This is a genomic window from Burkholderia sp. AU30198 (assembly GCF_020419825.1).
Lineage (GTDB): Bacteria > Pseudomonadota > Gammaproteobacteria > Burkholderiales > Burkholderiaceae > Burkholderia.
Genome location: NZ_JAIZSA010000007.1, coordinates 147,075 through 173,587 on the forward strand (window position 1 = coordinate 147,075; position 26,513 = coordinate 173,587).

Annotated in this window: 24 protein-coding genes; 10 read left to right on the forward strand and 14 right to left on the reverse strand. The window is 64.0% G+C overall.

Annotated elements, in window-relative coordinates; genetic code table 11:
• The first annotated feature begins 20 nt into the window (after positions 1 to 20).
• The 5 genes from LGN19_RS17310 (at position 21) to LGN19_RS17330 (ending at position 3,533) form a co-directional block, all read left to right on the forward strand.
• Positions 21 to 794, forward strand: a complete 774-nt coding sequence (locus tag LGN19_RS17310; protein WP_226216221.1) for an isocitrate lyase/PEP mutase family protein — start codon at positions 21 to 23, stop codon at positions 792 to 794.
• The gene (locus LGN19_RS17315; protein ID WP_226216223.1) at positions 781 to 1,827 is read left to right on the forward strand and encodes a bifunctional transcriptional activator/DNA repair enzyme AdaA; all 1,047 of its coding nucleotides are present in this window, start codon (positions 781 to 783) and stop codon (positions 1,825 to 1,827) included. Before LGN19_RS17310 ends, LGN19_RS17315 begins: the two co-directional genes overlap by 14 nt.
• A 176-nt stretch (positions 1,828 to 2,003) precedes the next feature.
• The gene (locus LGN19_RS17320; RefSeq protein ID WP_226216225.1) at positions 2,004 to 2,444 is read left to right on the forward strand and encodes a hypothetical protein; all 441 of its coding nucleotides are present in this window, start codon (positions 2,004 to 2,006) and stop codon (positions 2,442 to 2,444) included.
• A gap of 46 nt (positions 2,445 to 2,490) precedes the next feature.
• Positions 2,491 to 2,982: a hypothetical protein gene (locus LGN19_RS17325; RefSeq protein ID WP_164462768.1), complete on the forward strand. Its 492-nt coding sequence runs from the start codon at positions 2,491 to 2,493 to the stop codon at positions 2,980 to 2,982.
• Between the two features lie 53 nt (positions 2,983 to 3,035).
• Positions 3,036 to 3,533: a hypothetical protein gene (locus LGN19_RS17330; protein ID WP_226216227.1), complete on the forward strand. Its 498-nt coding sequence runs from the start codon at positions 3,036 to 3,038 to the stop codon at positions 3,531 to 3,533.
• Between the two features lie 313 nt (positions 3,534 to 3,846).
• On the opposite strand, the gene fabG is transcribed toward LGN19_RS17330, so the two are convergent.
• The 12 genes from fabG to LGN19_RS17390 form a co-directional block, all read right to left on the reverse strand.
• Positions 3,847 to 4,587 carry a 3-oxoacyl-ACP reductase FabG gene (gene fabG / locus LGN19_RS17335; protein WP_174956598.1) on the reverse strand — a complete coding sequence of 247 codons (741 nt, stop codon included), beginning with the start codon at positions 4,585 to 4,587 and terminating at the stop codon, positions 3,847 to 3,849.
• A 78-nt stretch (positions 4,588 to 4,665) separates the two neighbouring features.
• Positions 4,666 to 6,993, reverse strand: a complete 2,328-nt coding sequence (locus LGN19_RS17340; protein WP_226216229.1) for a hydantoinase B/oxoprolinase family protein — start codon at positions 6,991 to 6,993, stop codon at positions 4,666 to 4,668.
• A gap of 21 nt (positions 6,994 to 7,014) precedes the next feature.
• Positions 7,015 to 9,123 (reverse strand): hydantoinase/oxoprolinase family protein, encoded by a 2,109-nt coding sequence (locus LGN19_RS17345; RefSeq protein ID WP_226216231.1) that lies wholly within the window; start codon positions 9,121 to 9,123, stop codon positions 7,015 to 7,017.
• 87 nt (positions 9,124 to 9,210) lie between these two features.
• Positions 9,211 to 10,440, reverse strand: coding sequence for a porin (locus LGN19_RS17350; protein ID WP_226216233.1), 1,230 nt, complete (start codon positions 10,438 to 10,440; stop codon positions 9,211 to 9,213).
• Positions 10,441 to 10,484: 44 nt separating this feature from the next.
• The gene (locus LGN19_RS17355; RefSeq protein WP_174956595.1) at positions 10,485 to 11,750 is read right to left on the reverse strand and encodes an MFS transporter; all 1,266 of its coding nucleotides are present in this window, start codon (positions 11,748 to 11,750) and stop codon (positions 10,485 to 10,487) included.
• Between the two features lie 48 nt (positions 11,751 to 11,798).
• Positions 11,799 to 12,983: an acetyl-CoA C-acyltransferase gene (locus tag LGN19_RS17360; protein ID WP_175222113.1), complete on the reverse strand. Its 1,185-nt coding sequence runs from the start codon at positions 12,981 to 12,983 to the stop codon at positions 11,799 to 11,801.
• A gap of 72 nt (positions 12,984 to 13,055) precedes the next feature.
• A complete protein-coding gene (locus LGN19_RS17365; RefSeq protein WP_122948434.1) occupies positions 13,056 to 13,817 on the reverse strand; it encodes an Asp/Glu racemase in 762 nt (253 codons plus the stop codon).
• Positions 13,814 to 14,272 (reverse strand): acyl-CoA thioesterase, encoded by a 459-nt coding sequence (locus LGN19_RS17370; protein ID WP_175222112.1) that lies wholly within the window; start codon positions 14,270 to 14,272, stop codon positions 13,814 to 13,816. The genes LGN19_RS17365 and LGN19_RS17370 overlap by 4 nt, the downstream gene beginning before the upstream one ends.
• Positions 14,269 to 15,423: an FAD-dependent monooxygenase gene (locus LGN19_RS17375; protein ID WP_226216235.1), complete on the reverse strand. Its 1,155-nt coding sequence runs from the start codon at positions 15,421 to 15,423 to the stop codon at positions 14,269 to 14,271. The genes LGN19_RS17370 and LGN19_RS17375 overlap by 4 nt, the downstream gene beginning before the upstream one ends.
• The gene (locus tag LGN19_RS17380) at positions 15,420 to 16,280 is read right to left on the reverse strand and encodes a VOC family protein (protein ID WP_122948431.1); all 861 of its coding nucleotides are present in this window, start codon (positions 16,278 to 16,280) and stop codon (positions 15,420 to 15,422) included. Before LGN19_RS17380 ends, LGN19_RS17375 begins: the two co-directional genes overlap by 4 nt.
• Before the next feature lie 29 nt (positions 16,281 to 16,309).
• On the reverse strand, positions 16,310 to 18,055 hold the full coding sequence (locus tag LGN19_RS17385) for an AMP-binding protein (RefSeq protein ID WP_226216237.1): 1,746 nt from the start codon (positions 18,053 to 18,055) through the stop codon (positions 16,310 to 16,312).
• 32 nt (positions 18,056 to 18,087) lie between these two features.
• The gene (locus LGN19_RS17390) at positions 18,088 to 19,341 is read right to left on the reverse strand and encodes an alpha/beta hydrolase (protein ID WP_226216239.1); all 1,254 of its coding nucleotides are present in this window, start codon (positions 19,339 to 19,341) and stop codon (positions 18,088 to 18,090) included.
• Between the two features lie 131 nt (positions 19,342 to 19,472).
• On the opposite strand from LGN19_RS17390, the gene LGN19_RS17395 reads away from it, so the two are divergent.
• Positions 19,473 to 20,288 carry a TetR/AcrR family transcriptional regulator gene (locus tag LGN19_RS17395; protein WP_174956588.1) on the forward strand — a complete coding sequence of 272 codons (816 nt, stop codon included), beginning with the start codon at positions 19,473 to 19,475 and terminating at the stop codon, positions 20,286 to 20,288.
• A gap of 81 nt (positions 20,289 to 20,369) precedes the next feature.
• Here LGN19_RS17395 and LGN19_RS17400 read toward each other — a convergent pair whose 3' ends face one another.
• Positions 20,370 to 21,548 (reverse strand): OmpP1/FadL family transporter, encoded by a 1,179-nt coding sequence (locus LGN19_RS17400; protein WP_175222107.1) that lies wholly within the window; start codon positions 21,546 to 21,548, stop codon positions 20,370 to 20,372.
• Positions 21,549 to 22,404: 856 nt separating this feature from the next.
• On the opposite strand from LGN19_RS17400, the gene LGN19_RS17405 reads away from it, so the two are divergent.
• Entirely contained in the window at positions 22,405 to 23,439 is a 1,035-nt protein-coding gene (locus tag LGN19_RS17405; protein ID WP_226216240.1) for a helix-turn-helix domain-containing protein, read from the forward strand.
• Positions 23,440 to 23,512: 73 nt separating this feature from the next.
• On the opposite strand, the gene LGN19_RS17410 is transcribed toward LGN19_RS17405, so the two are convergent.
• On the reverse strand, positions 23,513 to 23,899 hold the full coding sequence (locus LGN19_RS17410) for a nuclear transport factor 2 family protein (protein ID WP_226216242.1): 387 nt from the start codon (positions 23,897 to 23,899) through the stop codon (positions 23,513 to 23,515).
• Positions 23,900 to 24,351: 452 nt separating this feature from the next.
• Between LGN19_RS17410 and LGN19_RS17415 the strand changes: the two genes are divergently transcribed.
• The 3 genes from LGN19_RS17415 to LGN19_RS17425 are packed head-to-tail and all read left to right on the forward strand — an operon-like array spanning position 24,352 to position 26,365.
• Positions 24,352 to 25,575 carry an MFS transporter gene (locus tag LGN19_RS17415; RefSeq protein WP_226216244.1) on the forward strand — a complete coding sequence of 408 codons (1,224 nt, stop codon included), beginning with the start codon at positions 24,352 to 24,354 and terminating at the stop codon, positions 25,573 to 25,575.
• Entirely contained in the window at positions 25,575 to 25,862 is a 288-nt protein-coding gene (locus LGN19_RS17420) for a hypothetical protein (protein WP_226216245.1), read from the forward strand. Before LGN19_RS17415 ends, LGN19_RS17420 begins: the two co-directional genes overlap by 1 nt.
• On the forward strand, positions 25,859 to 26,365 hold the full coding sequence (locus LGN19_RS17425) for a disulfide bond formation protein B (protein WP_226216247.1): 507 nt from the start codon (positions 25,859 to 25,861) through the stop codon (positions 26,363 to 26,365). Before LGN19_RS17420 ends, LGN19_RS17425 begins: the two co-directional genes overlap by 4 nt.
• Positions 26,366 to 26,513 lie beyond the last annotated feature (148 nt).

Here is a 26,513-nt window from a genome sequence, read left to right on the forward strand (position 1 = left end):
GCTCAACCGAGAAACGCATCATGACTTTTTCCCAGCTCCATCAACAAGCCGAACCGCTGTTGCTCGCCAACGTCTGGGATGCCGCCAGCGCCCGTGCCGCGGAAACGGCCGGCTACGCGGCAATCGGGACGTCCAGCGCCGCCATTGCCGACTCACTGGGCTACGCCGATGGCGAGGGGGTCGGTTTTGACGAACTGAAGGCGTTGGTTGCCCGCGTCCGGTCCGTTTCCAGCCTGCCGCTGTCCGTTGACGTCGAAGCCGGCTATGGCGCGACGTCCGAGGCTGTCGTCGCCAACCTGCGTGAACTGGCTGCCCTGGGCGTCGTCGGTGTCAACCTGGAGGACAGCGTGGTGTGCGGCAGCCAGCGTACGCTGGTCGACGTCGAGCCCTTTGCGCGACGCCTGCGCGATATTCGTGCAGGTTTGCAGGCTGCCTGCGTCGACCTGTTCATCAACGTGCGCACCGACACCTGTCTGCTGAATGTCGACCGTGCGCGGGCGGAAACCATCGCACGCGGCCGACGCTATGCCGAAAGCGGGGCGGACGGCCTCTTCGTGCCCGGTTTGACCGACGAAGCGGATATCGCTGCAATCGTGGGCGGCGTCCCGCTCCCGCTGAATGTCATGTGCATGCCGGCCCTGCCGTCGTTCGGGCGCCTGGCCGCACTGGGCGTCAAGCGCATCAGCATGGGCAATTTCCTGCACCAGCGGGCGCACCACGTGCTGCAGCAGCTGTTCAGTGACGTACGCGCCGAACAATCCTTCGATCCGGTGTTCTGCCATGCTGGTCACTGACATCCGGCAAATCGACGCTTACTACCGCGCATTGGTCGAGCGCGCGGCGGATCACGTCGGCATCTTCTATGTCGGGGTGAAAACGACGGGCGTGTTCTGCATCGCGACCTGTCGGGCGCGCAAACCCAAACGCGAGAACGTGGTGTTCTACACGGACCTCCGGGAGACGCTCAATGCCGGCTTTCGGCCCTGCAAAGTCTGCCGGCCGACCGAGAACGCGCATGCGGCGCCACCGGAAGTGGCCGAGGCCATTGACTGGGTGCGCGCCCATCCGAAGGAACGCCTGAGCGACGCGCGCCTCAGGCAGCGCGGGCTCGGCCCGGAGCGAATCCGCCGCTGGTTCCAGCAGCACTACGGGATGAGTTTCCAGGCGTTCCAGCGTTCCTTGCGGATCAATACGGCACTGGAGGAACTGAAGGCTGGCCGTCGCACCATCGACGTCGCGCTCGACAGCGGCTACGACTCGCTCAGCGGCTTCGGCTACACCTGCAGGAAACTGACGGGGCGTGCGCCGACCGAGGCCGCGAACGTCATCCTCATCCACCGCTTTACCACGCCCCTGGGGCCGATGTTCGTGTGCGCCACCGAGCGGGGCGTCTGTCTGCTCGAATTCGTCGACCGGCGGATGCTGGAAACCGAGTTCAAGGATCTTCAACGACTCCTGCGGGCACGCATCCTGACGGGAGAAAACGCGCACACACGCCAGGCCGAGCACGAGATCGGCGAGTACTTCACCGGTACGCGCAAGCAGTTCGATCTGACGCTGGACACGCCCGGCAGCCCATTCCAGCAATCGGTATGGCAGGCGTTGCAGGCCATTCCGTTTGGCAGCACGGCCAGTTATGGCGAGCAGGCGGAGAAACTTGGTTCCCCCCAGTCGGTTCGCGCAGTGGCCGGCGCCAATGGCGCCAATCGAGTGGCGATCGTCGTCCCCTGTCATCGGGTCATGGGGAAGGACGGGGCGCTCACCGGTTACGGCGGCGGACTGGCACGGAAGCAATGGCTTCTGGAGCATGAGAAGCGTCATGCGTAGCGGGCGTCGGGAGGAGGCACAACCCATCAAGGAGAACGTGGCGAATCGCTACCCGTCGTATCCGGATCCCGAGGCATACTGGGTCTCGGTTATTTTGTGAGCGGCATCGTGGTGGCGATGCAGATCTCGCTGCGTCAACCGGACGACGCCCGTCGACAGTCAGGTACACGACCACAATGGATCACGATATTCAGAACATGCTCCGCCGCTATCGCGAGCGAGATATCGACCTGCCTCAGTTGCGCGTGTGGCTTGACGGCGAAAGAACGCGTGTGGGCGCACAAATCCCGCGCGGTGAATGGCTGAAGCTCACGCGAGGGAGTGAAGCGCAAAGCAACGGTGCGATCGCGCGCCTGCTTCCGGCCTGCATGCACTGTCTCGGTATCGGCGAGCCCAAAGCATTCGAATCACGTCATGAGTATCGGCAATACGCCGATCGTCGTGACGCGGCCGTCGCAAACAGCGTCCTCACCAACATTCCTCAGCCTCAGTTCTCTTCCGAAGGACCCGATTCGGCAGGTTCGGTCATGTACTGTCGCTGCACGTGCTGCCGCTCGATCTGGGCATTCGTCGAGCCGGAGAAAGCGGAACACGGAGCATGGAAGCGAATCATCTAGGCGCGGTATCCCAAACATCTCCATCCAGGCGCCGTCGCAGACGTGTATGCTAGCTGCCAGCCAGGCGCCGGGCCTCCGTCGTTTCAGCACGCCTGCACAGGTCGCCATTCAGCATTCAAGGAATGAGAGGCTGATACCCATGCTCACGGTGCAAAGAAGCCGATACTTCGCGGACATCACAGGTTTGATTGTTCTCGTGATCCTTGTGGCGATCCTGTCGGTTTTCGTCCCGTCTTCCGACATCCCTCGACCGCTGTGGATTCCAATCTACGCCGCGTGGGCTGTGTATGCGATTTATATCTGGCGCAAGGTTGAACCGGAAACGAAGCCCTGGCTCTTGATCGGATTGTATTCGGCCGGTGGTGCGGCTGTATGGTACGCCGTGATGCGGGCGATCAGTCGCTGGATTTTTGGGGCCGCCGAGCCCGAGCTTTCCAAAGGCTTCGACCTGTTCGTCGCATTGATGTGTTCCCCCGGCCTGACGTTTGTCGCGATCGCCGGCTGGGCGCGTTCGCTTGTATGGCGCAAGCCAAGTTGAGGCCGTCGAAGCCATACTCGGCGTCGTACTCCACCAGCAAGCAGTGACCGAAAATGCACACAGCTGACGACGGGCGTCTCGTGATGAAACAGGTGAGAACGGCCTTCTCCGAACGCATGAGGCCGGCGTCGGTCGTTCCGGCCGTCTCATCCCACACGAACGACTACGACGACGCGTTGCACTTCTCAAACCTGCTCTGGGATGAGACTACTGCTCACGACTGGACACAATACTCCGACGCCATTTACCGATTGACGCCCGATGCATTCTGCTACTTTCTACCCGGGATCATCCGTGTTTCTGTCGAAGACAATCAGGTTGCACTGACGGTCATCGAGAGCTTGATGGGGTCGCTGGACAGATCGCCGATTGCGCAATACTGGGATGACTATTTTCTGCAGCGCTGGCCCAAGCTGACAGACATCGAGTGCGATGCCGTGATCGCGTGGATTGTGTGGCTCGACGGACATCCGCTGTCGCCATTCTCGCAAGACACGATTCTTCGAGCATGCGAAACCCTGGAACTGGTGAAGAAGCACCGGGCGGTGTAGCCGCTGCATGACGGCCATTGCTCGCGAGGGCGACCTGATGGATCACGGCAGTGACGTGCCGGAGGGCTTCTCGGGCGCCGGCCTTCGTGGCAGACCGGCCGCCAGTCTCGTCCAAAGGGCCGCTGCATACCAACGGGCGTATCGATTGACAACCGCCCCCCAACCCTCATCCGCCGCGGCTGTCGTAGCGACAACCGGGAGCGCGAGCATCACCTCCCGTGCGACACAGGGCGCGAGCACGCCCTGATGTTGTCATCCATCGTTTCAATCCCGTTCAAAGCGGCATTGCCCGGCCCTCGCCCCACGATTGCCGTTACACCGACAACCCGCCCGAAACCTCGATCGCCGTACCGTTCACGAAGCTGGCTTCTTCCGACGCGAGGAACGCGTAAACACTCGCGATCTCGCTCGGCGCGCCAAGCCGCCGCTGCCAGCATGCATCCCGAAAGCCGTCGAGCACCTTGTCCGGCATCGTTTTGAGGATGTCCGTCTCGATGAAGCCCGGGCATACCGCATTGACGCGAATGCCTTTTGGACCGAGTTCCCGAGCCCACGTCTTGGTGAAGCCGATCACGCCGAATTTGCTGGCCGCATAGTTCGTCTGGCCGAAATTCCCGTAGATGCCGACGACGCTCGACGCGTTGAGAATCACGCCGCGCTTCTGCTCGAGCATCGTGTCGACGACCGCCTGCGTGCAGTTGAACACGCCCTTCAGGTTGACGTCGATGACCTTGTCGAACTGCGCCTCGCTCATGTTCACGAGCCGCGCATCCTGCGTAATGCCCGCGTTGTTGACGAGAATGTCGATCCGGCCGAACTGCGCCTTCACGCTCGCGATCACCGCGTCGATACCGGCCCTGTCGGTCACGTCGAGCGTATGCGCGACCGCCGAATGGCCGCGCTCGTTCAGGTGCCGCGCCTCGTGTTGCACCGCGTCTCCGGAGCGGTCGCACAATACGACGATCGCCCCTTCGCTCGCGAACATCCGGGCCGTTGCCTGCCCGATCCCCGCCGCAGCGCCCGTGATGATCGCAACCTTGTCCTTGAGTTTCATGTCCTTTGCCTCGTTACCCGAAAGAATCGCGTCGCGCGATCGCCGACCGCCGGCCAACCGTGCGACGCCCCGTAGCGCCTATGCCGACGCCGTATCCGCCGCACCGAGCGTGGTCATCCCGCTGATCACGTCGACGTGATCCTTCGGCACCAGGCCGGAATGCACCGTCGTCCAGCAGCTCGGGCAGAAGTGCTCGCGGAACACGATCTCCGCATCGACGTAATACGACGGATCGACACGCACGTTCGAGCTGCCTGACACCGGATCGGAATCGCGGCACGCCAGCGACAGCTGCTTGTCGTGATCGCTCAGTTGATGCCCGCAGTGCCGGCAGACCACAACCGATCCGCCCGATACGGTCGCAAGGCCGAGGTTGTCGTCGATCGCGCGCGCCTTCTCCGGATCGAAACGGCCCGTGAGCAGCTTCGGCACCGCCTCCGCATATTTCCGGCGCTCGCCGAGAATCGCCGCGCGCCGGTGCTCCGTTCTCCCGGCGTCGACGTGACCCGCCGCGTCGACGATCACGCCGTAGACGAGCTCGGCCGCGCCGCCACCGATCTTGCCGTTTCGCAGGTCGGTCGCGACCGCCTGCACATCGCGGCGAATTGGATCGCCGTAGCCGCCGCCACCCTGGCAATGCAGATACAGGACGTCGCCTTGCTTGAGTTCACCTGCCGCCATGCACTGTGCAGTCGTCAGCTCGCCGCCGAGCGCGAACAGGTCGGTCGGCACCTCACCCTTTGCAAACATCGCGTCGAGCGGCACGTCGCGCACCACGACGTTGTGCCCCGTATTGCCCGGATGGCCGCCCGCGAGCCCCTGGTTTTGCGCAGTCGCCATCCCCGAGCTCGAGAGCACCATCGCCATCGGCAGCGACGAGCCATACGGCGTGATCGCGACGGACGCGCTGACGCCGCCGCGATGCCGGCCCGGGCCGCCCGAGTCCGGCTCCTCGCGACGCCAGAGTACGACCAGCGGATACAGCAACTCGGTCATTTCGACGTCGGGCAACTTGCCCATCGGAATACAAAAGAGCCCGCCCGTGTCGATGCCGTCGGCAGCGGGACGCGCGCCGTAGCCGCCGGCCATCGACTCCATCACGACATCGACGAACGGCGCGTGGTGCTTGCCGCGCTGATCGACGCCGGCGAGTACCGCCGTGTTCCAGGTGCCGCAGCAGGTCGCCTGCACGTTCGCCTTCATGTCGACCGTGCAGTCGAGCATCTGCGACAGGCACTGCGCGGCCAGGTTGCCGATCGCCCATGCCGTCGCGATCGGCGCCTTGTTGATCGCGGCCGGGAATGTCGCGTTGTTCATTGTCCCTTCGGGCGTGACGATGTCGAAGCAACGCATCAGGCCGCCGGCCGCCCACGGAATATTGCCGGCGAGCGTCGGCAGCAGCGCCAGCATCACGCCGCCACGCGACCCCGCATACGTGCAGTTGATGACGCCCGCCTGCGGCGCGGTGCCGGTGAAATCGAAAGTCAGGTGATCGTCGCGCTTCGTCATCGACAGCGTCAGCTTGTGCGGACGACGGTCGCCCGCCTCGGACTGATCCATGTAGCTCGTCGCCTGCCACGTCCCGTCCGGCGCATTGCGAAGCTTGTCGCGCAGGCGGCGCTCTGCGTCGTTCATCATCCGCTTCATCACCGCCTTGACCGTGTCGGGGCCGTACTGCTCGATCAGCGCGAGAATGCGCTTGCGCCCGACCAGGTTCGCACCGATCTTCGCGCGCAAATCGAGGCCGATGAGTTGCGGCACGCGCGAGCGGCGTACCCACATGTCGGCCACGTCGCGTTGCAGCTCGAAATTCCGGACGATCTTGATCGGCGGCGTCGGCAGCGACTCCGAAAACACGTCCGGCGCGGCGATCGGCATCGACCCGGGCGCCACCCCGCCGAGATCCGGCTCATGGCAAATCGCGCTCGTCCAGCCGAACAGCTTGCCGTCATGGAAGATCGGCGAAAAAACCAGCACGTCGCTCTGGTGCAAACCGCCGCCGATCCACGGATCGTTGCACAGGAACATGTCGCCGTCCTGGATGCCTGGATTGTCGGCGCGGTGCTGCAGCGTCCAGTAGATCGCGAGATCGATCGCGCCGGCCAGCATCGTGTTGTAGAGGCCGATCTGCACCTCCTGTCCCGCTTCGTCGTTGATCGTGAAGTCGTAGTCGTTCGCTTCCGACACGACCGGACTGCCCGACATGCGCTTCAGCGTCTCGCCCATCTCGTCGGTGATCGACCAGAGGCGATGGCGGATCACCTCGTAAGTCAGCGGATGCAGCGCGTCGATGACGTCGTCCGACACGGTGTGCGCCTTCAGCGACGGCGGCAGCGACCGCAGCAGAACTTCGGGGGCAACGGGTCGGCTGACGAAAATTTCGGAACCCGGAATCGTGGATTGCATGACAGTTCTCCTATTCGCGGGTCACGCCGCGTTCATCTTGATCGACAGGTTGCCCAGGTGGTCGATGACGCCCCGCATCCCGTTCGGGACCACGACCGTCGTCGTCGGCACCTGGATCACGGCCGGGCCCTCCACCACATGCCCGGCACGCAGCAGCGTGTAGTCGTAGGCCGGGGTATCGACGAAACCGTCGTGTGCATCGAGGCAGATCGGGCGGCGTTCGATCACCGCATGCTCGACCGGCGTGCCGTTCGCGGCTTCGATTTCCGGGAGTTCCGGCGAGATCGGCAGGATGCCTTCGCCACGAACCCGGTAGGTCAGTACCTGGATGCCTGCATCGCGGAAGCCGGAACCGGCACCAAAGAGCTGCGCGTAGCGTTCCTCGAACTTGTCGACGGCGTCCTGCAGCGATTCGACGGTGATCGGGCCCGACGCCAGCGGCGTCGACACCTCGCCCATCTGCATCCCGTAGCGCATGTCGATCTCGCGATAGAGCTTCGTTTCGACGAACTTGATGCCCTGTCGCTCGAGCACCGCGCTGACCTCTTCCTCCAGCCGCTTGAAGTTCTCGGTTACGCGCATCGGATCGATCGGTGCGACCGCGGGATCGGACAGCTCGCGAATCACGTTGACCTGCGACGCCGCCAGCCCGAACGCGGAAAACGCCGATGCAACCGGGCCGAGCGGCACCAGCACTTCGCTCGCACCGACCGCGAACGTGTACGCCGCGCAGTGGGCCGGCCCCGCGCCGCCGAAGGCATAGACGACGAAATCGCGCGGATCATGGCCGGCCTCCACCGCGATCTTGCGGAGCAGGTCGCCCGTCTGCGCGTTCTGCACCGCGTAGATCGCTGCGGCCGCGTCCTCGACGCTCAGCCCGAGCGGTTCCGCGATCCGGCGCCGGATCGCATCGCGCGCCAGTTCGATCGACAGCGGGCGCTTGCCGCCAAGCAGCCCACGCGACGGCAGAATGCCCAGCACGAGGTTCGCGTCGGTGATGGTCGGCTCCATGCCGCCGGCGCCGTAGCAGGCCGGCCCTGGCGCGGCCTGGGCGCTCAGCGGGCCGACCCGCAGATTGCCGCCTGCATCGATCCACGCGATCGCACCGCCGCCGGAGCCGATCGCCTCGACGCGCAGCGTCGGTACGTTGACGGGCGACTGATTGATGATGGTCTGCGCCGCGCGCACCGGCTCGCCATCGACGATCAGGCCCGCGAGGAACGTCGTGCCGCCCACGTCCGTTGCCATCACGTTGCGATGGCCGAGCTGGCCCGCGAGCTGCATCGCGCCGACCACGCCGCCGGTCAGCACCGAGCCGACCGTCGTGATCGCAGTGGCCGGTGCTTCGGCCGCCGTGATCGCGCCGCCCGAACTCTGCATCACGAGCAGCGGCCCGGCGAGCCCTTCGCCGCGCAGGCCCGCTTCGAGGTTCGTCAGGTAGTCGCGCAGGCCCGGGCCGATCTGTGTGCTCATGATCGTCGTCGCATGGCGCGCATATTCGCGGATCCGCGGGCTTACGTCCGACGACAATGCAACGTAGATATCCGGCGCCTCTTCGTGGATGATCTCGCGCACGCGCTGCTCGTGCGACGGATTCCGGAATGACCAGAGCAGCGACACGGCGATTGCCGACACCCCCTGCGCCACGCAATCGCGCACCGCGTCGCGAACTTCCGCATCGTCGAGTTCGACGAGTACGTTCCCCTCGCGATCCATCCGCTGCGTCACTTCCTTGATCAGACGCTTCGCGACGAGCGGTGCGGGCTTGGCGTGGCCGAGCACGTTCTGCAACTCCATCGACGAGCGGCCGAGGTAGCGCCCCTCGACGTTCATGATCGCGATCGAATCGCCGTGCCCGCGCGTCGTGATGAATCCGACGGGCGGCACCTTGCCCATCACGAGCGCATTCAGGGACGACGTCGTGCCGTGTGCAATGTGATCGGTGTTCTGCAGGAACTCGGCGCGCGACATCGAGAATTGCTCGGCCAGCAGACCCAGCACGTTGAAGACACCGGCCGAATAGTCGGGCGGCGTGGAAGGCGTCTTGGCCGACACGATGACGCCGCGATCGTCGACCGCCACACCATCGGTGAAGGTTCCGCCTACATCGACTCCTACTACGAATCCCATTTCATGTCTCCTATGAATGTCGTATTCCGGCTTTCGGTCTCGCCCGTCCGATTTCCGTCGGCAGCGGGACCGGCATCCGGTTGGGGGCTAAAACCTGTGAATCGCGCCGAGGCGGAACGCGACCTGCTTGTTCGTTGCCGACGGATTGAATCCCGCGATCGACGCGACGGCCGGCTGCCCGAGCGAGTCCGTTCCCGATGCGCGCTGGCCCGCGGCGAGCACATAAAGATCGGTTGCCTTGGACAGGCTGTAGTCGACCGCCGCATTCATCTGCAGATACCGGGCGCCGTCGTCGCCCTTGACCGAGCTCCGCGTGGTGTAGTCGAAGCCCAGTGCAAACTGCAGCGTCGGCGTAGCGCGGTAGCGTGCATTCAGGTCGACGCTCGTGAACATTGCCAGCCCTGAATAGCCGAGCGGATTCGGGCCGGACGACGAGCCAAGCCCGCCGAAGCGTGTGTTGGTTGCGCTCACCGAAACCGCCGAACCGGCGTACGTCCAGGACATGCCCGCGCCCGCGATCTGGAGCGTCTTGGCCGACGCATAGCCGGCGAACACCGGATACGCCTGCGGCGTCGTGGCCGAACCGGGCGAGCCGATGTTGTTCGCGACGGCACTTCCCTTGTTCGGGGTGTTCCCATAGAACGATACGTTCGGATCGCGCGCGTTCAGGTACCCGAGCCCGAACGCGAATGCGGTTCCCGTGTATCCGCCCGCGATCGACCAGATCTGATTCTGTCCGGTGTGTCCGGCGACACCTCCCAGGCTGACCATCGCGGCCATCGCGAATCCGTGGTAGGTCGCGGACGTGAACTTCACCGCGTTGTTGATCCGGTTCGTGTTCGACAAATTGTCGACGTCGTCCGCATGCGAGCCCATGTATCCCGCCCATGTTCCCGCTGCCGCATACGGCTGCACGAAGTTGACCAGCGGATCGTACTGGCGGCCCAACGTGAGCGTGCCAAGATCACTGGCCAGCCCGACATACGACTGCCGGCCGAATTCGGCGCCGCCTTGCGCGAGCGATCCCGTGTTCGCCATGAATCCGTTCTCCAGTACGAAGGTCGCCTTCAGCCCGCCACCCAGATCTTCCAGACCACGCAACCCCCAGCGGCTCCCGGATACGCCGGTTGCATGCCCGTCGGTCAGTGCGAACTGCGAGGCTCCGGTCGGCTTGCCCGCCGCGCGTCCGGTCTGCGCGGAATTCACGTACGTGATGCCCTCGTCGATCAGGCCGTAGAGCGTCAGCGAGCTTTGCGCATGTACCGCCGAGGTCATCGCCAACGACGCGAAGGCCGGCAATCTCCATTTCGTCTGCATGAAAAGTCTCCAGATATTTTTATAGGTGATGATTGACGCAACGCTCACCGGTCGACCGGATAGACGTACTCGCCGAGCGTCAACACCAGCGCGGCACATATCGCGCATGCCGCGCCGGCCCCTGCATACGCAATCGCGTACGTATGAAAGTGGTCGAATACCCAGCCGAACGCGATCGGTCCGGCCACGCCGCCCAGTGCGAAGAACAGGAACAGGACGCCGTACAGGAAACTGAAATGCTCGACGCCGAAGTAGCGGCGGACGAAGAACGGCACGAAATCGCCTTCCGCCCCGATCACGAACGCGAATGCGAAGGCGCCGGCCGAAACCATCGGCAGTTGCGAACCGGGGCTCCCCGCGATCAACGCGAGACCGGCGCCACCGAGCAGGAACTGAACTGCGGCGACGTGGCGCGCGGAGAGGACGTCGATCAGCAGTCCGGTCACCGCGCGACCGACCATCACGCCGATGCCGATCAACGCGGCGATCTTCGTCGCCTGCGCGGGGGCCATGCCACGATCGGTCAATGACGGAACCATGTGGACGATGGCGCCGAGGCCCGCGCATGAAACAACGAAGAACACCGCGCTCAGCATCGCGAATCGCCACGTCCGCATCGCATGCCACGCACGCTGGCCGGCGCGTGACGCATTGGCCGCAGACGGCGACACCTTCGCGCACGCCCGGTTCGTACGGCCACCGCTCGGCAACAACAGGTAGGCCGCGAGCCCGCCGACGAGCACGACGTGCGACAGATGCCGATAGCCCGATTGCCAGCCACCGTCGTCGATCCACTGCTGCGCCAGCAACGGCATCAGCGCGTTGCCGATTCCGAGGCCGATCATCGCGATGCCCATTGCCAGCCCGAGCCGCTTGTCGAAATGCGCAGGCAACGCGCTCAGATAGCCGGTCGGGGTCGTGCCCACTGCCATGAACCCGAGCAGCAGCGTCAGGCCGCCGAACAACACGATGTTGCTGGGCGACACGGAGAGCGCGAACAACCCGAGCGAGAACAGCACCGTCGACGTCATCACGACCCGCCGGACGCCGTAGCGTGCGATCAGGTGCCCGGTGACGGGTGCGCCGATGGCCAGGCCAAGCTGCGCCAGGCCCGCGATCGCGGAGGTCCCGGCGCGCGTCCACCCGAATGCCTGCGCGATCGGCTTGAGGAAGATCGACAACGTACTGAAGTACGTGGCCGAGAATCCCACGAGCATCCCCACGGCGCAGCCGAACACGATGCGCGCGCTCCGGACGGAGCCGGCCAGCGTCGCGTCCGGTGCCAGCTCAACGGTTGTGTTGTTTTCCACGAGTCTGTCTCCAATATCTTTATCGCTATGCGCGTTCATCCCGCCCGATCAACACACCTCGAACAACGCGGCGGCCCCCATTCCGCCACCGACACACATCGCAACCACGACATGCTTCACGCGCCGGCGCCGTCCTTCGAGCAACGCATGTCCAACCAGCCGCGAACCCGTCATCCCGTACGGATGCCCGATCGCGATCGCCCCGCCGTTGACGTTGTAGCGGTCCGGATCGATACCGAGCCGGTCTCGGCAATAGAGCACCTGGCACGCGAATGCCTCGTTCAGCTCCCACAACCCGACATCGTCGATCGTCAGGCCATGCTGCTTGAGCAGCTTCGGAATCGCGTAGACCGGACCAATGCCCATCTCTTCCGGCGCGGTCCCGGCCACGGCCATCCCTCTGTAGATGCCCAGCGGGGCGAGCCCCGCACGTTCGGCCGAGCGCGCATCCATCAGTACGCACGCGCTTGCACCGTCGGAGAGCTGGCTCGCGTTGCCAGCCGTCACCGTGCCGCCGGCGAGCACCGCCTTCAGCGACTCAAGCCCCTGCAATGTCGTGTCCGGACGGTTTCCTTCGTCTTTCGAGAGCGTGATCTCGCGCACGTCGATCGCGCCGGTCTGCTTGTCCGTCACCCGCGTCGAGACCGTGATCGGCACGATTTCGTCGTCGTACAGGCCGTCGCGCTGTGCAGCCGCCGTTCTCTGCTGCGATGCCAGCGCATACGCGTCCTGCTGCTCGCGCGTGATGCCGTAGCGTGTCGACACGCATTCCGCGGTCTCGAGCATCGGCATATAGGCGTGCTCGGCGTGGCGCAGCACCTCGGCATCCTTCTCCGCGTACACCCAGTCGTAGTACCGATCCTGGATCGCGGAGATGTTTTCCTGCCCGCCGGCCACGACGACGTCCATGCCATCCACGACGATCTGCTTCGCGCCGGTTGCGATCGCCATCAGGCCCGACGCGCACTGGCGATCGATCGATTGCGCGGCGACGGTATGTGGAAGCCCGGCCGCAAACGAGGCGTTCCGCGCGATATTCGAACCTGCCGTGCCCGCCGCCAGTACCGTGCCGACAATGACGTCCTCGATGCGCCCCGGCTCGACGCCGGCACGCGCCACCGCATGACGAATCGCATGCCCCATGAGACTCGGCGACTTCGTCGCGTTGAACGCCCCGCGATAGGCTCGACCGATGGGCGTCCTGGCCGTCGAGACGATGACTGCTTCTCTCATTGCATCCACTCCAACAAATAGGATTCCGTACTATGTGACGGGCTATTTCCAGATGATTCGAACGCGATTCGTCTATCGATAGGCGCCACTCAGCAGGGCGCCGGCATTCGGCACGACCGGTTCGAGCCCCAGGTGATCGAGCATCCGTCGCGTCGTGCAGATGGCAGTGGACGTCACCGGAACGCCAAGGGCATCCTCGACGAGCTGGATCGACGGCAGCGACTGCATCTGGACACAGGCCGACAGCACGACGACGTCGGCATTCGCGATGTTCAGCTTCTTCACGTCGTCGACCAGGCGTGCCGGATCGCGCCGTCCGACCTCGAGGTTGTCCGGAATCTCGAACGCGAGCGAATCGATCACTTCGATGCCCTCGTTCTCGACGTACTCGACAACCCGATCGCACAGCGGGCGCATATACGGCGCCAGCAACGAGATCTTCTTTGCCCCCATGATCTTCAGCCCTTCCACCAACGCACCGGCCGACGTCATCACGGGCGAGTTGCAGTGATTCTCGCGGGCCACCGCCGTCAGTTCGCGCTCGACTTCGCGGTGGTAGCCGTTGCCCATCGCCATGATCGCGACCAGACAGGCCGTGCTCATCACGTCGACCCGCGCATCGGCCAGTTCCGCCGCGCAGCGCAGCCCTTCGCGGTTCATCGCCTCGAGTTCCTCGCGCGTCACCTTGTGCATCCGCATCCGGCTGCTGTGAAACGTGAAGCGTTCGTCGGGGCGAATGCTTTCGCGCGCGCGCAGCATCGCGGGAATTTCGGTCTCCATCGTCGTATTCGAACTCGGCACGATCTGGCCGATTCGGTAGGTTCTTGCAGTCATGCTGGCTCCTTGGAGGTCAGATACGGTTCGAGCGCCGCCCGCAATGTGGGTGGGATCTCGATGCTCTCTCGAACGCCCTCGCGGATGGCAATCGGCGTGAACCGGCCTTCGAACGCGAGGCGTCCGTCCGGGAGAAAGGCGCGTGCAATCAGATCGAACGTACGCGTGCGGATCTCGCCCACTTCGACACGGATATCGACGACGTCTTCGGGGTAGAGCGACGCGTGAAACGTCAGGCTCATGTGCTTGCACGGCAAGCCGACCCCGCTCTCGCGCCCTGCTCGCCCGACGGCCCCGTAACCGATGTGTCGATAGAAATGCATGACGGCGCCCAGGAGGTAGTCGGTAAAGCGGCCGGTGAACACGACGCCGGCCGGATCGCAGTCGGACCAGCGCGCGATGCGCCGCACCGTGAACGGCAGATCGGCCACCACGATTTCGGAGCTTTCGTTCACAGGACCCCCGCGCTGCCTGCGAGCCGTTGCACGAGCTCGGGAAACTCGCTGCGCAAGCGCGCATCGTCGATCCGGCCGGTTCGCGTCATGAACTGGTAAACGAATTCCTCGGGCGTGTAGCTGTCCATCCACACCGCGATCTCCTCGTACCACATGTACGAACGTTCGGACGCATCGATCAGCTTGTTCTTCTGCGGCTTGTGATCCTGCTCGAACGCAGCGAGCCCGCGTGCCGCGTCGCCGTCGCAATCGAGCAGCGCCCGTGCCAGCGCGATCGCGTCCGTCATCGCGATGCGCGTGCCCGAGCCGATCGAGAAATGCGCGCTTGCGAGTGCGTCACCGATCAGCACGTGGCGGCCGTTTACCCACTTTTCGTTACGGATGACCGGGAACTGCCGCCACACGGATTTGTTCGAGATCAGCGGAAGGCCGCCGAGCTCGGGCGCGAAAATCTCCTCGAACAGGTGCTGGCGATCGTCGTCGGCCAACTCGTCGAGGTTGAGACGGTTCCACGTTGCGTCGTCGCACTCCGCGACGAACGTGCTCATGTTGTCGCTATATGCGTAGTAGTGCGCAACAAAATGGCCACCATTGAAATTGCGGAAGACGAGTGCCGGCGCCTCGAACACGCGCTTCGTGCCATACCACGCAAAGTGGTTGCTCAGCGATCGCTGCGTGGTACCGAAGGCGTCCGGATACTGCCGGCGCACCACGGAGTTGATGCCATCCGCGCCCACCACGACATCCGCATCGTCGAGGCCGAACGACGCGAGATCGAGGGTCGTCTCGATCCGACGGCCGAAATGAATGCGAACGCCCGCCGCCTCCGCTTCGCGCTGAAGGACCTGCAGCAACGCGAGGCGCGGGATGGCGCCGCCCTTCACGTTCAGCTTGATCTCGATCGGCTCCTCGCGCTGGACGATGACCTGTCGATCGTTGTAGCGCATCGCGTCGCACAGTGCGGTGTAGGAACGCTCGTCGGCCTCCTGCAACTGCAGCATGCCGGTATCCGCGAGCACGACGCCGAACCCGAACGTGGCGTCGGCGACGTTCTGTTCGATCACGTCGACCTGCCAGTCAGGCGCCTTGCGCTTGAGCAGGAGCCCCAGATACAGCCCGGACGGGCCGCCCCCCACGATCGCGATTTTCATTGCTCCCCCCGCGGCGTGATTTCAAGCGTATAGCGGTCGAAGGTCTTGACGTTGCCGTCGAATCCCCCCGTCAGCGACGCGTTCCAGAGTGCCGGCACGAAACCCAGTGCCTTGCGGTCGAAGACGATCGCGTCGGGCGAGCAGATCTTCCAGTAGCCGTTGGTCGGACCGTCGACGTGGTAGCGCGGGTTGCTCTTGCTCGATTCGACGAGCGGTTCGAATTCGGGCACGTCGAGCACATAGAGCACCGCTTCCGACCCGTCGTTCTCGCCGTTCGATTCACCGATCCCGTGCGCCTTGTCGCGCCAGACCTGGTCGATCGACTTGAATTCGCCGGTGCCTGCGAACATCGCGTCCTCGGCCTTCATCGCTGCGTCGAGCGTTCGTTTCGCATCGTCCGCATCGAGCAGGTTCATCGGACGTTGCTGCAGCGTGATCTCGAGGTAATACCCGTTCGGATCGCTGAAATAGATCGACTCGATCAGTTCGTGGCGAATCTGGTAGATCAGCGGAATGCCATGTGCCTCGAGCCGGTCGCGCCACGCGATCAATTCCTCGTACGTGTCCACTGCCCACGCAGTATGCGTCGCCTCGAAACGATAGTCGGCAACGGCGCGCGTGTAATCCGGCTGCTCCGTGTCGATGTAGTAGAAGAACGCGATGGTACTCCCCTTGCCGCTTTCGAAGAAAAAGTGGAGGAAGTCCGGATGATTCGCCGGCCCCCAGCCGCGCGCCGAAATCGCATGAACGAGCGGCAGCCCGAGCTTGTCTCGGTAGAACTCGACGGTTTCCCGAAGTTTCCAGGTAGGCCGGGCGGTATGGTGCACGCCCTTCAGCACCGGTTGCGTGGAATTCACTGTGTTCTCCAGTAATGGGTCAATCAGATTCACGAGCTTTTTTCGGAACCGACGACTTGTCGCGCGACCATTTCGCGCAGCGACTGACGGCTGAGCTTGCCCGATGCGGTCAACGGAAACGAGTCGACCACCTCGATGCGCTCCGGCCACTTGAATTTCGCGAGGCCGTACTCTTTCAGAAAGGCACCAAGTTCCGGGAGACTGGGCGCGGCATGCCCGTCACGCAGGATGAGCACGGCACACAGCCGTTCGTCGAATACCGGATCGGGATACGGCACCGCGACGACCTGCGCGATCGACGGATGTCCGGCAACGGCCATCTCCACCTCTTCGCAGTTGATCTTTTCGCCGCCACGGCTCACGAGGTCCTTGAAACGGCCGCGGAACACGAAGTAGGTCTTGCCGTCGATCTCACGCGCCTCCATCAGATCACCCGAGCGGTAATAGCCGTCGCTCGTGAAGGTTTCCTTGTTGCGCTCTTCGGCCCGGAAATAGCCGTGGATCGTGTAAGGCCCCTTGAACGCCGGTTCGCCGATTTCACCGGCGCGAACCGGCTCTTCCGTGCCGGGGCCGAGGAGACGGATACGGTCCCACGCGCTGACAGGCCGGCCATTGGTCGTATCGAGCGCCTCCTGCGAATCGTCCGGGTGCGTGAACATGATCACGCCCTCGGTGATGCCGAAGATGTGAAAGACGGGCACGCCGAGCAGCGCGCGCAGCTTCGGCGCGCTGTTTGCCGCGATGACGCCGCGCGCATTCGACAGATCGATGCGCCCGGACTGAATGGCCGTCTCGATCCGTGCGATGATCGGCCCGCCGAGCATCAGCCAGGTCGGTCGCGTCGTCTCGATCAACGAGATCAACGTCTCCGGTGCCAGATCCGGCGGCACGGTCACCGTACCGCCCGTCATCAGGAACGGTCCGAAGCAGCACCCCATGTTCAGGTTGTGCACCATCGGCTGCGGCATGAACAGCACGTCGCTCGGCTGGAAACCGAGCCATTCCGCGACCGCGCGCATGTTGTAGAGATATTCGTTGTTGAAACGCGGAATGATCTTCGGCACGCCCGTCGTGCCGCCGGAAAGCTGGAACACGGCCACCTGGAACGGATCAAGCCGGACTTCCGCCAGCCGCGCCGCGGCCGCTTCATCGTCGAGCGATTCGATCAGATGCTCGAGATGGAGCACGCCGTCACGCGGCTCGCCGCGCGCCTGCAGGATCAGTTTCATCGTCGGCGCGCGAGACTGGATGTCTCGTGCAAACGCGATATCGTCGAACTTCGGATCGTCACCCTGGACGAAATGAATCTTCGCTTCAGCCAGGTTCGCGAGATAACCGATCTCGTGCTCCCGGTGCGCCGCCAACGTACAGATCGGGATCAGGCCAGCCTTCACGCAGGCGAGGAACATCACGACGAGCTGGGCGCTGTTCCCGAGCTGGAACACCACGCGGTCAAGCGGTTCGAGGCCTTGCGCCAGCAGCGCCGCGCCGAGCCTGTTCGACTTCGAGTCGAGTTCGGCGTAAGTCATGCTCAATGCCGGCCCGACGAGCGCCAGGTTGTCGGGATGGCGTGCCGCCGCCGCGCGAAACCCGTCCGCGAGTGTTTCGAATCCGAGCACGCCTTCCGCAACATAGCGGTCAAGATCGGCCTGATCCGGATACACAACGCCCGGAATCGGGTTGAGCACGTGCGCCGCACGGGCGGCCGACGTCGGTGCGGCAGCGGCATCGACTGGCGAGGCACCCGCTTCATGAGGATTACGTACCGAGTCCATCCTTACCGTCTCCATGGTTTTGTAATGTCTTGTCAGAACTTCGCGTTGAGCCAGGCCTGCAGATGCTGGCCCGCCAGCACCTGACCGGAAACCTCGCCATCATCCAGCGGCAATCCGTGGTGATTGCCGCGTACACGGTGACGCGCCTTGTCGGCAGTCGCGAACGACGCGAACATGGCATCGATGTCACCCGGGAACGCGCTGTTGTCACCCGTGTATTCGATCAACAAGGTCGGCTGCACGATCGACGACGCGCACTTGGCAAACGATGCGTTCGACGACAGGCCGGACCAGGTCGACAGCCACGATTCCGGCGTCACCAGCCGGCCAAAGCCCACGCTTCCCAGGTTGGATACCGACGGGTCGGCGCCCCATAGCGAGCCGACCAGGCGATCGGACGGATCGAGCGACGTGTCCCAGCAGCGCAGATCGGCGTCGGTTCGCCACACCGTCAGGATCGGGCCATGACTCGCGAGTTGCTTGTCGGTACGCGTGGGGGCCTCTTTCAGTCGCGCGCGCGCCGATTGCCTGCGCTCGACCAGTTCCCGAGCGCGCTGGTCGAGCCGGGCAACGCGCTCGCGTTGCGCACGACGGTATCGCTCGATGAATTCGGGCGCATAGCTGGATGATTCGGGTGGCCGGCGAAAGCCGTTTGCCGCGCTGAACGGATCGAGCTCCGCAGCACTCGAGAACGGGTCGCTCTCGTCCGTGACCGACGGATCCAGTGCATTCATCAGCAACACGCCTTGTCCCGGGTGAGGCGAGACGAACGCGATGCCGTCCGCGACCGGCATGACCGCGGTGTCGAGGCCCGTCGGGCGACCTGCCGGCGTGCGGCGGATCCGCTCCTCGGCAGGGAGCCGCGATTGCTGGTTGTAGAACGCGAACAGCCCGGCACCGCCCGAATTCCCTGCCAGCACGATCGTCTCGAACCCCAGTTCGCGAAGCTGACGCATGCCCGCTGCGACATCGTGCAGCGCAATCTCATGTTCAAGGCGCAGGTCGCTGCCGATCGAACGCGGCGCCTGCACCCAGCAGGCCCAACCGGCATCCAGCGCTTCAGGCACCAGATAGTGCGTCATCACGAATTCGCGGGGGTGCATGATGAATACGACCTTCCGTACGGGCGCTCGGGAGAAGAGCACGCCCAGCGTCGCCTGCCCATCCTGCGTCATCAACGGGAAGGGTGTCGTGGTGTAGGGAACCTGCATGCGGGCAGGCGTCCACGACGCCCCCCGCAACCCGGCGGTCACGGCGACTCTTCCGTTCGAACCCTGCTGTTTCATGAGTGCTCCGTCTTCCTGTCTCGTTGATCCGACATTATTTGAGACAGTCTCAATTTAAGATTAATTGAGACCGCCTCAAATGCGCATGAGCAAAGAATAGTGCTAGAGTTGAGACGGTGTCAATTTAAAGCGTGCAGCCTCGGCGCTATCGTTTACCCTGCTCTATGAAATCAACCAAAATCGCGCCAGAAGAAGCCGTTCCGTCCACACCCCGGCGCTCCGGCAGACGCCCGAAAAGCGACACGCCGGGTTCCGGGCTGTCGCGCGACGCCGTCATCCGCAGTGCGGTCGAACTCGCGCAGAAGGAATCGATCTTCGACGTGTCGATGGTTCGCGTGGCTCGCGAGATGGGCGTTGCGCCGGGACTCGTTCACTACTACGTCGGCAGCAAGGACGACTTGCTCAGTGCCGTGCTGAACACGGCTTTCCGCGAGCGGGTGCTGGCACTTCCGGCCGTGACGGGCGACTGGCGCGTCGATCTGGAAGGGGTGTGCCGATCGTCGCTGGACGTCCTCGCACGCTGGCCAGGCATCGCGAACTATATCGCGACGCAAAACCGGTTCAGGCTGTTTCAGCGCGTCCAGCCGGGCGAGACGGACTACGGCCTTGCCTACTTCGATCATCTCGGGCGCATTCTCGAGCACGCCGGTTTTACACCTGCGCAAGCGGCACTCGCGTACGACTTGACGATGATGTTCGTGACGAGCATCAGCGTCGAATTCGCCAACCGGCAGGCGCCTGGCGAGCACAAGGAATTCATCGTCCGCCACGTCTCCCAGTTCGACCGCGAAGCCATTCCGGGTGCGGCCTTCCTCGTCGAGCCTTTCGCGAATATCGACAGCGAGAAACGGCTCGGCGCCGGCCTGCAGCTCATGCTCGACGGATTCGAGACGTGGCTGTCGAAACCGGCGGTCGATTCCCCGGCGCCCCGCAAGGCGCGTCGGTAACGACGAGACCCCGGGCCGATCGACGCGGCCCCGGTGTCTGCTCCCGCACCGTCGATCGAGGCCGGGAGTCGACGCGGCGTGTCAGAACTTGTGCGTATAGCCGATCGTGTATCCCTGATAACTTGCCCGGATGTTCGTACCCTGGCTCGGCCCCGTGCCGATGATCGTCGTCGGGATGTCGTACTCGAAAGCGGCAGTCACCAGGTTGTTCTTGTCGATTGCGTAGGTCGCGCCGAGCGTCACCGCTCGCGAACTGATGCCCGGGCCATACATGTTCGCGATCGTATGGTCGGAGTCCACGTTGTTGTTGGCGAAGCTATATCCGGCCCGCACGGTCCATTTCGGGTTGATATCGTAGGAGACGCCGATACGGCCGACGTTCTGGCTTCGATATCCCCATGTGCCCGTGCTGTTGTAGCCCGCGGCACCCGCCCATTCGATCCGGAGATAGTCCATCGCCAGCGTCAGCCCCGGAAGCGGCCGGATCGCCACGCCGGCGCCGTATCGCGCCGGGCTGTCGATATGCCCTCGGCTGGAGGCCAGCACATCGTCCTTATAGCCCTGCAACGACGTAAACCACGTCTTCGTGAAATAGGATGCGCCGACTGACACCATCGGTACGGGTGTCCAGAGCACGCCGACACCTGCACCGATACCCAGTGCATTGGCATTGCCGTGACTGGGCACGGGTTGCAGCGCGCCGTCTGCGCCGGGCGCGACGATGCCGTTCAGGCGCAACTGCTCGACACCCAGCACCAGCGACGCACCGATCGACAGGTCGGACCGCGGCTTGTACGTAATCGTCGGGCTGGTATTGACGATGACGAGACTCGCTTTCGCATCGCCGGCGCCGGGAACCGGCAGGACGGGCCGGCCATAGTTCGACGCTGCCCCCGCGCCCGTCATGGCCACGCCGAACGTCCACTGCGGCGCAATCTGATAGTTGAAGCCGAAGCCCGGCGACACGACGATCTTGCGGGAAAACAGGTGGTTGTCCGGCGAACCAAACGTCGAGTTCGCGGAAACCGGCAGCGCCACCATGTAGAAATCGACTCGCGAGCCCAGTTCCGCGAGCCCCGCAGGGTTGTCCACCGCCGACGCGACATCCTGCGGGAACGCAATCGCGGCTCCGCCCATGCCTGACGACGACGCGCCATTCCCGGTGAAATAGGTGCCGTCGGTCGCAAACGCGCTGGTTGCCGCAGCAAGTGCGGTAGCGGACAACGCCAGACCTACATTCCGTCGTGCAAGACTGCTCATCCTTGTCTCCATGCCTCGATAGGCTTCTGTTGTGGTTCGATCAAATAGAACGCACTACTAAATTGATGACCCATTGCGCAGCCCCGGGCCCGTCTCGATGTCATGCCTCCGCGGATCATGGACGCGACGAACCTCACGCCGTCACGATCAGGTCGCTCACCGTTGACTTCGAATTTGACTGGGTATCAATTTTCTGGAAATGTAGCAGAATTGATAGGGGTGTCAAATACTATCGAGGTCGGCACAAACCCTGACGTCGTGATGGATCAGTACCGGGAATCGACGTCGCCAGACCGCCAACCACCCGGTGCGCTCATGGCACGTTGTCCCGGGTGACTCGCCCTCTGGCGCACCGAAGCTCGTATGGCGCCGCATTCAAGCGAGGCTGAACCGATCACGCGACCTAATGCGGTACGTCGCTTCAGCTCACGGCCTCGGCCGAAGGAAGACGAAATGGGCTGGGGTTCGGAAATCCGGACATGCACGCCGGTTGCCCCCTGGTTGTGCCGCTTCCGGCAGCCGGCAAGGGAATCCAGACATGGGAGGACAAAATTTTTGCGGATGGCGTCATGCGCGGACATCTGTCGAGCGCCTGATTCGCAATATTAACGAGTTCGTTCCAGCGATATTCCGGAGGGGTATACAGGAGCAAACCCACTGCTCCGCAAGACACCTCACGCGGTTGAACCCCATTAAAAACAACAAAACCGCGCTCAATCCTTATGCAATTAAAATCCCCATATAAATTATATAGATATAATAAAATCCATATAACAAACCACCCCGCCTCACCCCCTTCCTTTAATAAACATCTCTATAATTCAGCAAGCGAAAATACGATATCGAGGGCCACAAGATGAGCGGCGCGGCAAATCCACCCTTCCGTTTTTCCTTACAGAATTATTCACCTGCCGACCGGCTCGACGCATGGCAGACACAGTATTCGACTGCAGCGTTTTCTTTGACTACCTCGATTGACCCGATCATTGACTACCAATTTATCGGATACACGCTTGGCAACATCTCGGTCGGTAAATGGACCTACCGTCATCCGGGGAGCGCGGCCGTTCCACTCTCGTACACGCTGAACCGTTCGACGGCGTTCATTCGGCGAGACGGGATGGACAACTATTCGTTCAACCTCCGGGACGCGGGAATCGTGCGCGGGGAAATCGATGGAAGGCCGGTGTTCGTACAGCCCGGGGACATCCTCGTCGTCGACCAGGCTCGTCCTTATCACCGTGAAATCCAGGCCGGCGACGCGGTCACGCTGCTGGTCGCGCGCGACATGCTGCCGAACCTGCCGTCGAGCGTCCACGGCACCCTCTTCAGTGGCGGCATCAGCCAGCTCCTCGACAGCTATCTGAGGGGCCTGCTCGACCAGATCGGCACGCTGTCGCAAGCGGAAACGCTGCATGCCGAGCAGGCGACGCTGAGCCTGGTGAAGGCGATGCTCAGCCCGACCGCCCAACAGATGTCGAATGCGCACAATGCGTTGCTGTCGACCCTGTACGTGAAGATCAAGGAATACATCCGGCAGAACCTCGAATCGCCGGACCTGTCGCCGGATCGAATCTGCAAGGCAATCGGCATCTCGCGCTCGAATCTGTACCGGTTATTCGAGCAGGACGGCGGTGTCGCGAATTACATCCGCAAACGCCGCCTGCTTGCGATTCACCGCGTGCTGATGTCGCCCGAGCGCTCCCGGCACCGGATCGGCGATCTGGCCTACCGGTACGGCTTCAACAGCAACACGCAACTCAGCCGCGCGTTCAGGCTGGAGTTCGGTCACGCACCGAGCGACACGCGCATCGTCGCGGAGAACGCGCAGCATCGCTTGCAACGACACACGGATACCGACTACAACGGCTGGCTCGCGCAGATTCGCTGAACGACGTGGCGAACACCGCGCGCGACGGCCCGGCGTGCGGTGCACCGGGCCGTACAGGCCTCCTGCCGGGCGATCAGGCGAACGCTGCCACGGCGGCAGCCGTGTCCTCGAAGATCCGATAGTGGCGGATCACGTTGCCCTCGATTTGCGCAACGACGGTGAAGTCGCTCTTGAAGGCCCGACCGGTCTTGCGCACGCGATGCTGCATGTAGCCGTATGCGAACACATAGTCGTCGGCTTCGGCCCATTGGCGGATCTCGAACTGCTCCGTCTCGAACTGCTCGGCCAGCGTGCCGAGCAGGCGTTCGACACCGGCCTTGCCGACGAAGCGCCCGTAGATCGGCAGGCTCTCGGGGCCCTGCGGCTCGAACACGGTCGCGTCGTCGATGACCGCGAGCGCGCCCGGTACGTCACGGGCGCCGACCTTCGAGAAGAACTGTTGCAGCGGATTGAGTGCCATACGAACCTCCATGATCGGTGAATGGCAAAGCGGGATTGTCGAGACCGGCCCCCGCCGCGACGCCGGTACGTCGCCATGCCGACGGCCAGGATTCGAACCGCGCGAGCGTGCCGTCGACATGCGCCCTGCCGGCCGCGTCGACAGGCGGGAGTGGGCTGCGTGTGATGGTATGAAAGGGGCGGCCGCAACCGTTAGCGTTTTTGTCCCAACGCATCGACGATCCGTTTCCGTGCACTCGTCCGCACCGCGCGCCGTGTGGGTGGGACGCACCGTCCATCCATTGAGACGCGCCGGCTAACCGTTGCGCATCGCATTCGGTACATTTCCCTCCGTCGTTGACTTCGCAGCGCGGGCCGCCTCACGCGCGTTGAAGTTTCCCGGGAGCGGTCAGCACGACCCGCGTGCACCACCCCGCCCGCTTTCTTCATGCCGGTTCGCTAGCCGTCACCCTCATGAGTCTCGAACAACTGTCTCCGCGACAGCGCGCCCCGCAGCCCCTCGCGGTAGCCCATGCCACGCTGACGCGTCCTGTCACGCTGCTGTTCGCGACGACGGCGGGATTCGCCGTCGCCAACGTCTACTATGCGCAGCCGCTGCTCGACACGCTCGCGCGCCAGTTCGACATCTCGCGTGCCGCCATCGGCGGCATCATGACGATTACGAGCGTCTGCTACGGGCTCGGCCTCCTGCTTCTCGTGCCGCTCGGCGATCTGTGGGATCGGCGCCGGATGATCCTGATCCAGACGGTCGTCTGCGCGCTCGCGCTGCTGGCCATCGCCGCCGCCACGCGCACGTCCGTGCTGTTCGCCGGCATGGCGCTGATCGGCTTTCTGAGCGTCGTCACGCAGGTGCTCGTGTCGTTCGCGGCAGGGCTCGCCGAGCCGGCGGAACGCGGGCAGGTCGTCGGCACGGTGACGAGCGGCATCGTGCTCGGCATTCTGCTCGCGCGCACGTTCTCGGGCACGATCGCCGACTTCGCGGGATGGCGCGCGGTGTATTTCACGTCGGCCGGCGTCATGCTGCTGCTTGCCGTCGTCCTTTCGCGCGTCCTCCCGCTTCATCGTCTTCCGGGTGTTGCCGAGCCGTATCCGCGCCTGATCGCGTCGGTCTTTACACTATTCGCGCAGGAGCGCGTGCTGCGTGTGCGCGCATTCATCGCCTTCCTGCATTTCGCGGCCGCGATGACGCTCTGGACGCCGATGGTGCTGCCGCTCAGTGCGCCGCCGCTGTCGCTGTCGCATACGGAGATCGGGCTGTTCGGGCTCGCGGGCGCGGCGGGCGCGCTCGGTGCCGCACGCGCCGGCCGTCTCGCCGATCGCGGCTTTGCGCAATGGACCTCCGGCATCGGGCTCGCGCTGATGCTCGTGTCATGGCTGCCCACGGCGCTCGTGATGCATTCGCTCGCGGCACTCGTCGTGGGCGTCATTGCGTTCGACCTCGGCCTGCAAGCGGTGCACGTGACCAACCAGAGCCTGATCTACGGCGTGCGTCCCGATGCACGCAGCCGCCTGACGGCCGGCTACATGCTGTTCTATGCCGCGGGCTGCGCGTCTGGATCGATCGCGTCGACCTGCGTGTATGCGCGCTTCGGCTGGGCCGGCGTCTGTTCGCTCGGCGCCGCGTTCAGCGCAACCGCGCTGTTGTTCTGGTATGCGACGCTGCGCCCGCGCGCGTGATGTCCGTTTCGTTCCTCCACCCAACCTCCACTGACAATATGGATGCCAAACGCTCAGACGCCTTCGTCGGCATTGAAGTGGTTCTGCGACGGTCCCGCGATCACGCACTCGACGTGCTGAACCGCATCGACGAGCACACAGCCGCGCTCGCCGGCAACCGGCTGACGAGCGAACATGACCCGCGCCCGACGGTGGGCATCGACAGCGCCGCACCCGATCTAGAGCGCGAGCGCGATGTCGGCCGCGTGCTCGAGTCGCGGGTCAGCGCACCCGGAGCACAGCGATGAGCCCGCCGATCCTCGCCACGCGCGCGGAGCGGTGGACGCTGCTGGCGATCGGCACGGCCAGCATCGCGCTCGTCGCCGGCGCGCTGTGGATTCAGCTGGTGTGGCAGGAGGATCCGTGCCCGCTGTGCATCATCCAGCGCTATCTGTTCCTGCTCATCGCACTATTCGCCTTCGTGGCGGCAGCGGGCGGACGCGGCGTCGCGGGGCTACGTGCACTCTCGCTGGCCACGGCGCTGGCAGGCGCGGCGGTCGCCGTGCGGCATATCTATGTACAGGCTCACCCGGGATTCAGTTGCGGCTTCGATGCGTTGCAGCCGGTGGTCGACAGTCTGCCGCCAGCGCACTGGCTGCCGCTGGTTTTCAAGGTGAGCGGGTTGTGCGAAACACCGTATCCCCCGATTCTCGGGCTGTCATTGCCGATGTGGGCGTTGGTGGGGTTTGCCGCGATTGCGGCTGCGCTCGGCTGGCGGATACGCGCACAAGCGGTCATACGCACCGCCTGATTCCTCCATGTGACGGGCGGACGCGCGGTTTGATCGAGCGGTACCCGTGTCCGCACAGCGCCGTCAAAAAACACCGTGACGTTCAAAGCCTCGCGCTGCTGTGCGCCTCGAAGGCGCCGTGCGATCTCGAAATCGACGTGCGTGAAAT

Coding starts and splice junctions, on each gene's coding strand:
- LGN19_RS17310 (WP_226216221.1), top strand. CDS start 21: ATGACTTTTTCCCAGCTCCATCAACAAGCCGAACCGCTGTTGCTCGCC.
- LGN19_RS17315 (WP_226216223.1), top strand. CDS start 781: ATGCTGGTCACTGACATCCGGCAAATCGACGCTTACTACCGCGCATTG.
- LGN19_RS17320 (WP_226216225.1), top strand. CDS start 2,004: ATGGATCACGATATTCAGAACATGCTCCGCCGCTATCGCGAGCGAGAT.
- LGN19_RS17325 (WP_164462768.1), top strand. CDS start 2,491: ATGCTAGCTGCCAGCCAGGCGCCGGGCCTCCGTCGTTTCAGCACGCCT.
- LGN19_RS17330 (WP_226216227.1), top strand. CDS start 3,036: ATGCACACAGCTGACGACGGGCGTCTCGTGATGAAACAGGTGAGAACG.
- fabG (WP_174956598.1), bottom strand. CDS start 4,587: ATGAAACTCAAGGACAAGGTTGCGATCATCACGGGCGCTGCGGCGGGG.
- LGN19_RS17340 (WP_226216229.1), bottom strand. CDS start 6,993: ATGCAATCCACGATTCCGGGTTCCGAAATTTTCGTCAGCCGACCCGTT.
- LGN19_RS17345 (WP_226216231.1), bottom strand. CDS start 9,123: ATGGGATTCGTAGTAGGAGTCGATGTAGGCGGAACCTTCACCGATGGT.
- LGN19_RS17350 (WP_226216233.1), bottom strand. CDS start 10,440: ATGCAGACGAAATGGAGATTGCCGGCCTTCGCGTCGTTGGCGATGACC.
- LGN19_RS17360 (WP_175222113.1), bottom strand. CDS start 12,983: ATGAGAGAAGCAGTCATCGTCTCGACGGCCAGGACGCCCATCGGTCGA.
- LGN19_RS17365 (WP_122948434.1), bottom strand. CDS start 13,817: ATGACTGCAAGAACCTACCGAATCGGCCAGATCGTGCCGAGTTCGAAT.
- LGN19_RS17375 (WP_226216235.1), bottom strand. CDS start 15,423: ATGAAAATCGCGATCGTGGGGGGCGGCCCGTCCGGGCTGTATCTGGGG.
- LGN19_RS17385 (WP_226216237.1), bottom strand. CDS start 18,055: ATGGACTCGGTACGTAATCCTCATGAAGCGGGTGCCTCGCCAGTCGAT.
- LGN19_RS17390 (WP_226216239.1), bottom strand. CDS start 19,341: ATGAAACAGCAGGGTTCGAACGGAAGAGTCGCCGTGACCGCCGGGTTG.
- LGN19_RS17400 (WP_175222107.1), bottom strand. CDS start 21,548: ATGAGCAGTCTTGCACGACGGAATGTAGGTCTGGCGTTGTCCGCTACC.
- LGN19_RS17405 (WP_226216240.1), top strand. CDS start 22,405: ATGAGCGGCGCGGCAAATCCACCCTTCCGTTTTTCCTTACAGAATTAT.
- LGN19_RS17410 (WP_226216242.1), bottom strand. CDS start 23,899: ATGGCACTCAATCCGCTGCAACAGTTCTTCTCGAAGGTCGGCGCCCGT.
- LGN19_RS17415 (WP_226216244.1), top strand. CDS start 24,352: ATGAGTCTCGAACAACTGTCTCCGCGACAGCGCGCCCCGCAGCCCCTC.
- LGN19_RS17420 (WP_226216245.1), top strand. CDS start 25,575: ATGTCCGTTTCGTTCCTCCACCCAACCTCCACTGACAATATGGATGCC.
- LGN19_RS17425 (WP_226216247.1), top strand. CDS start 25,859: ATGAGCCCGCCGATCCTCGCCACGCGCGCGGAGCGGTGGACGCTGCTG.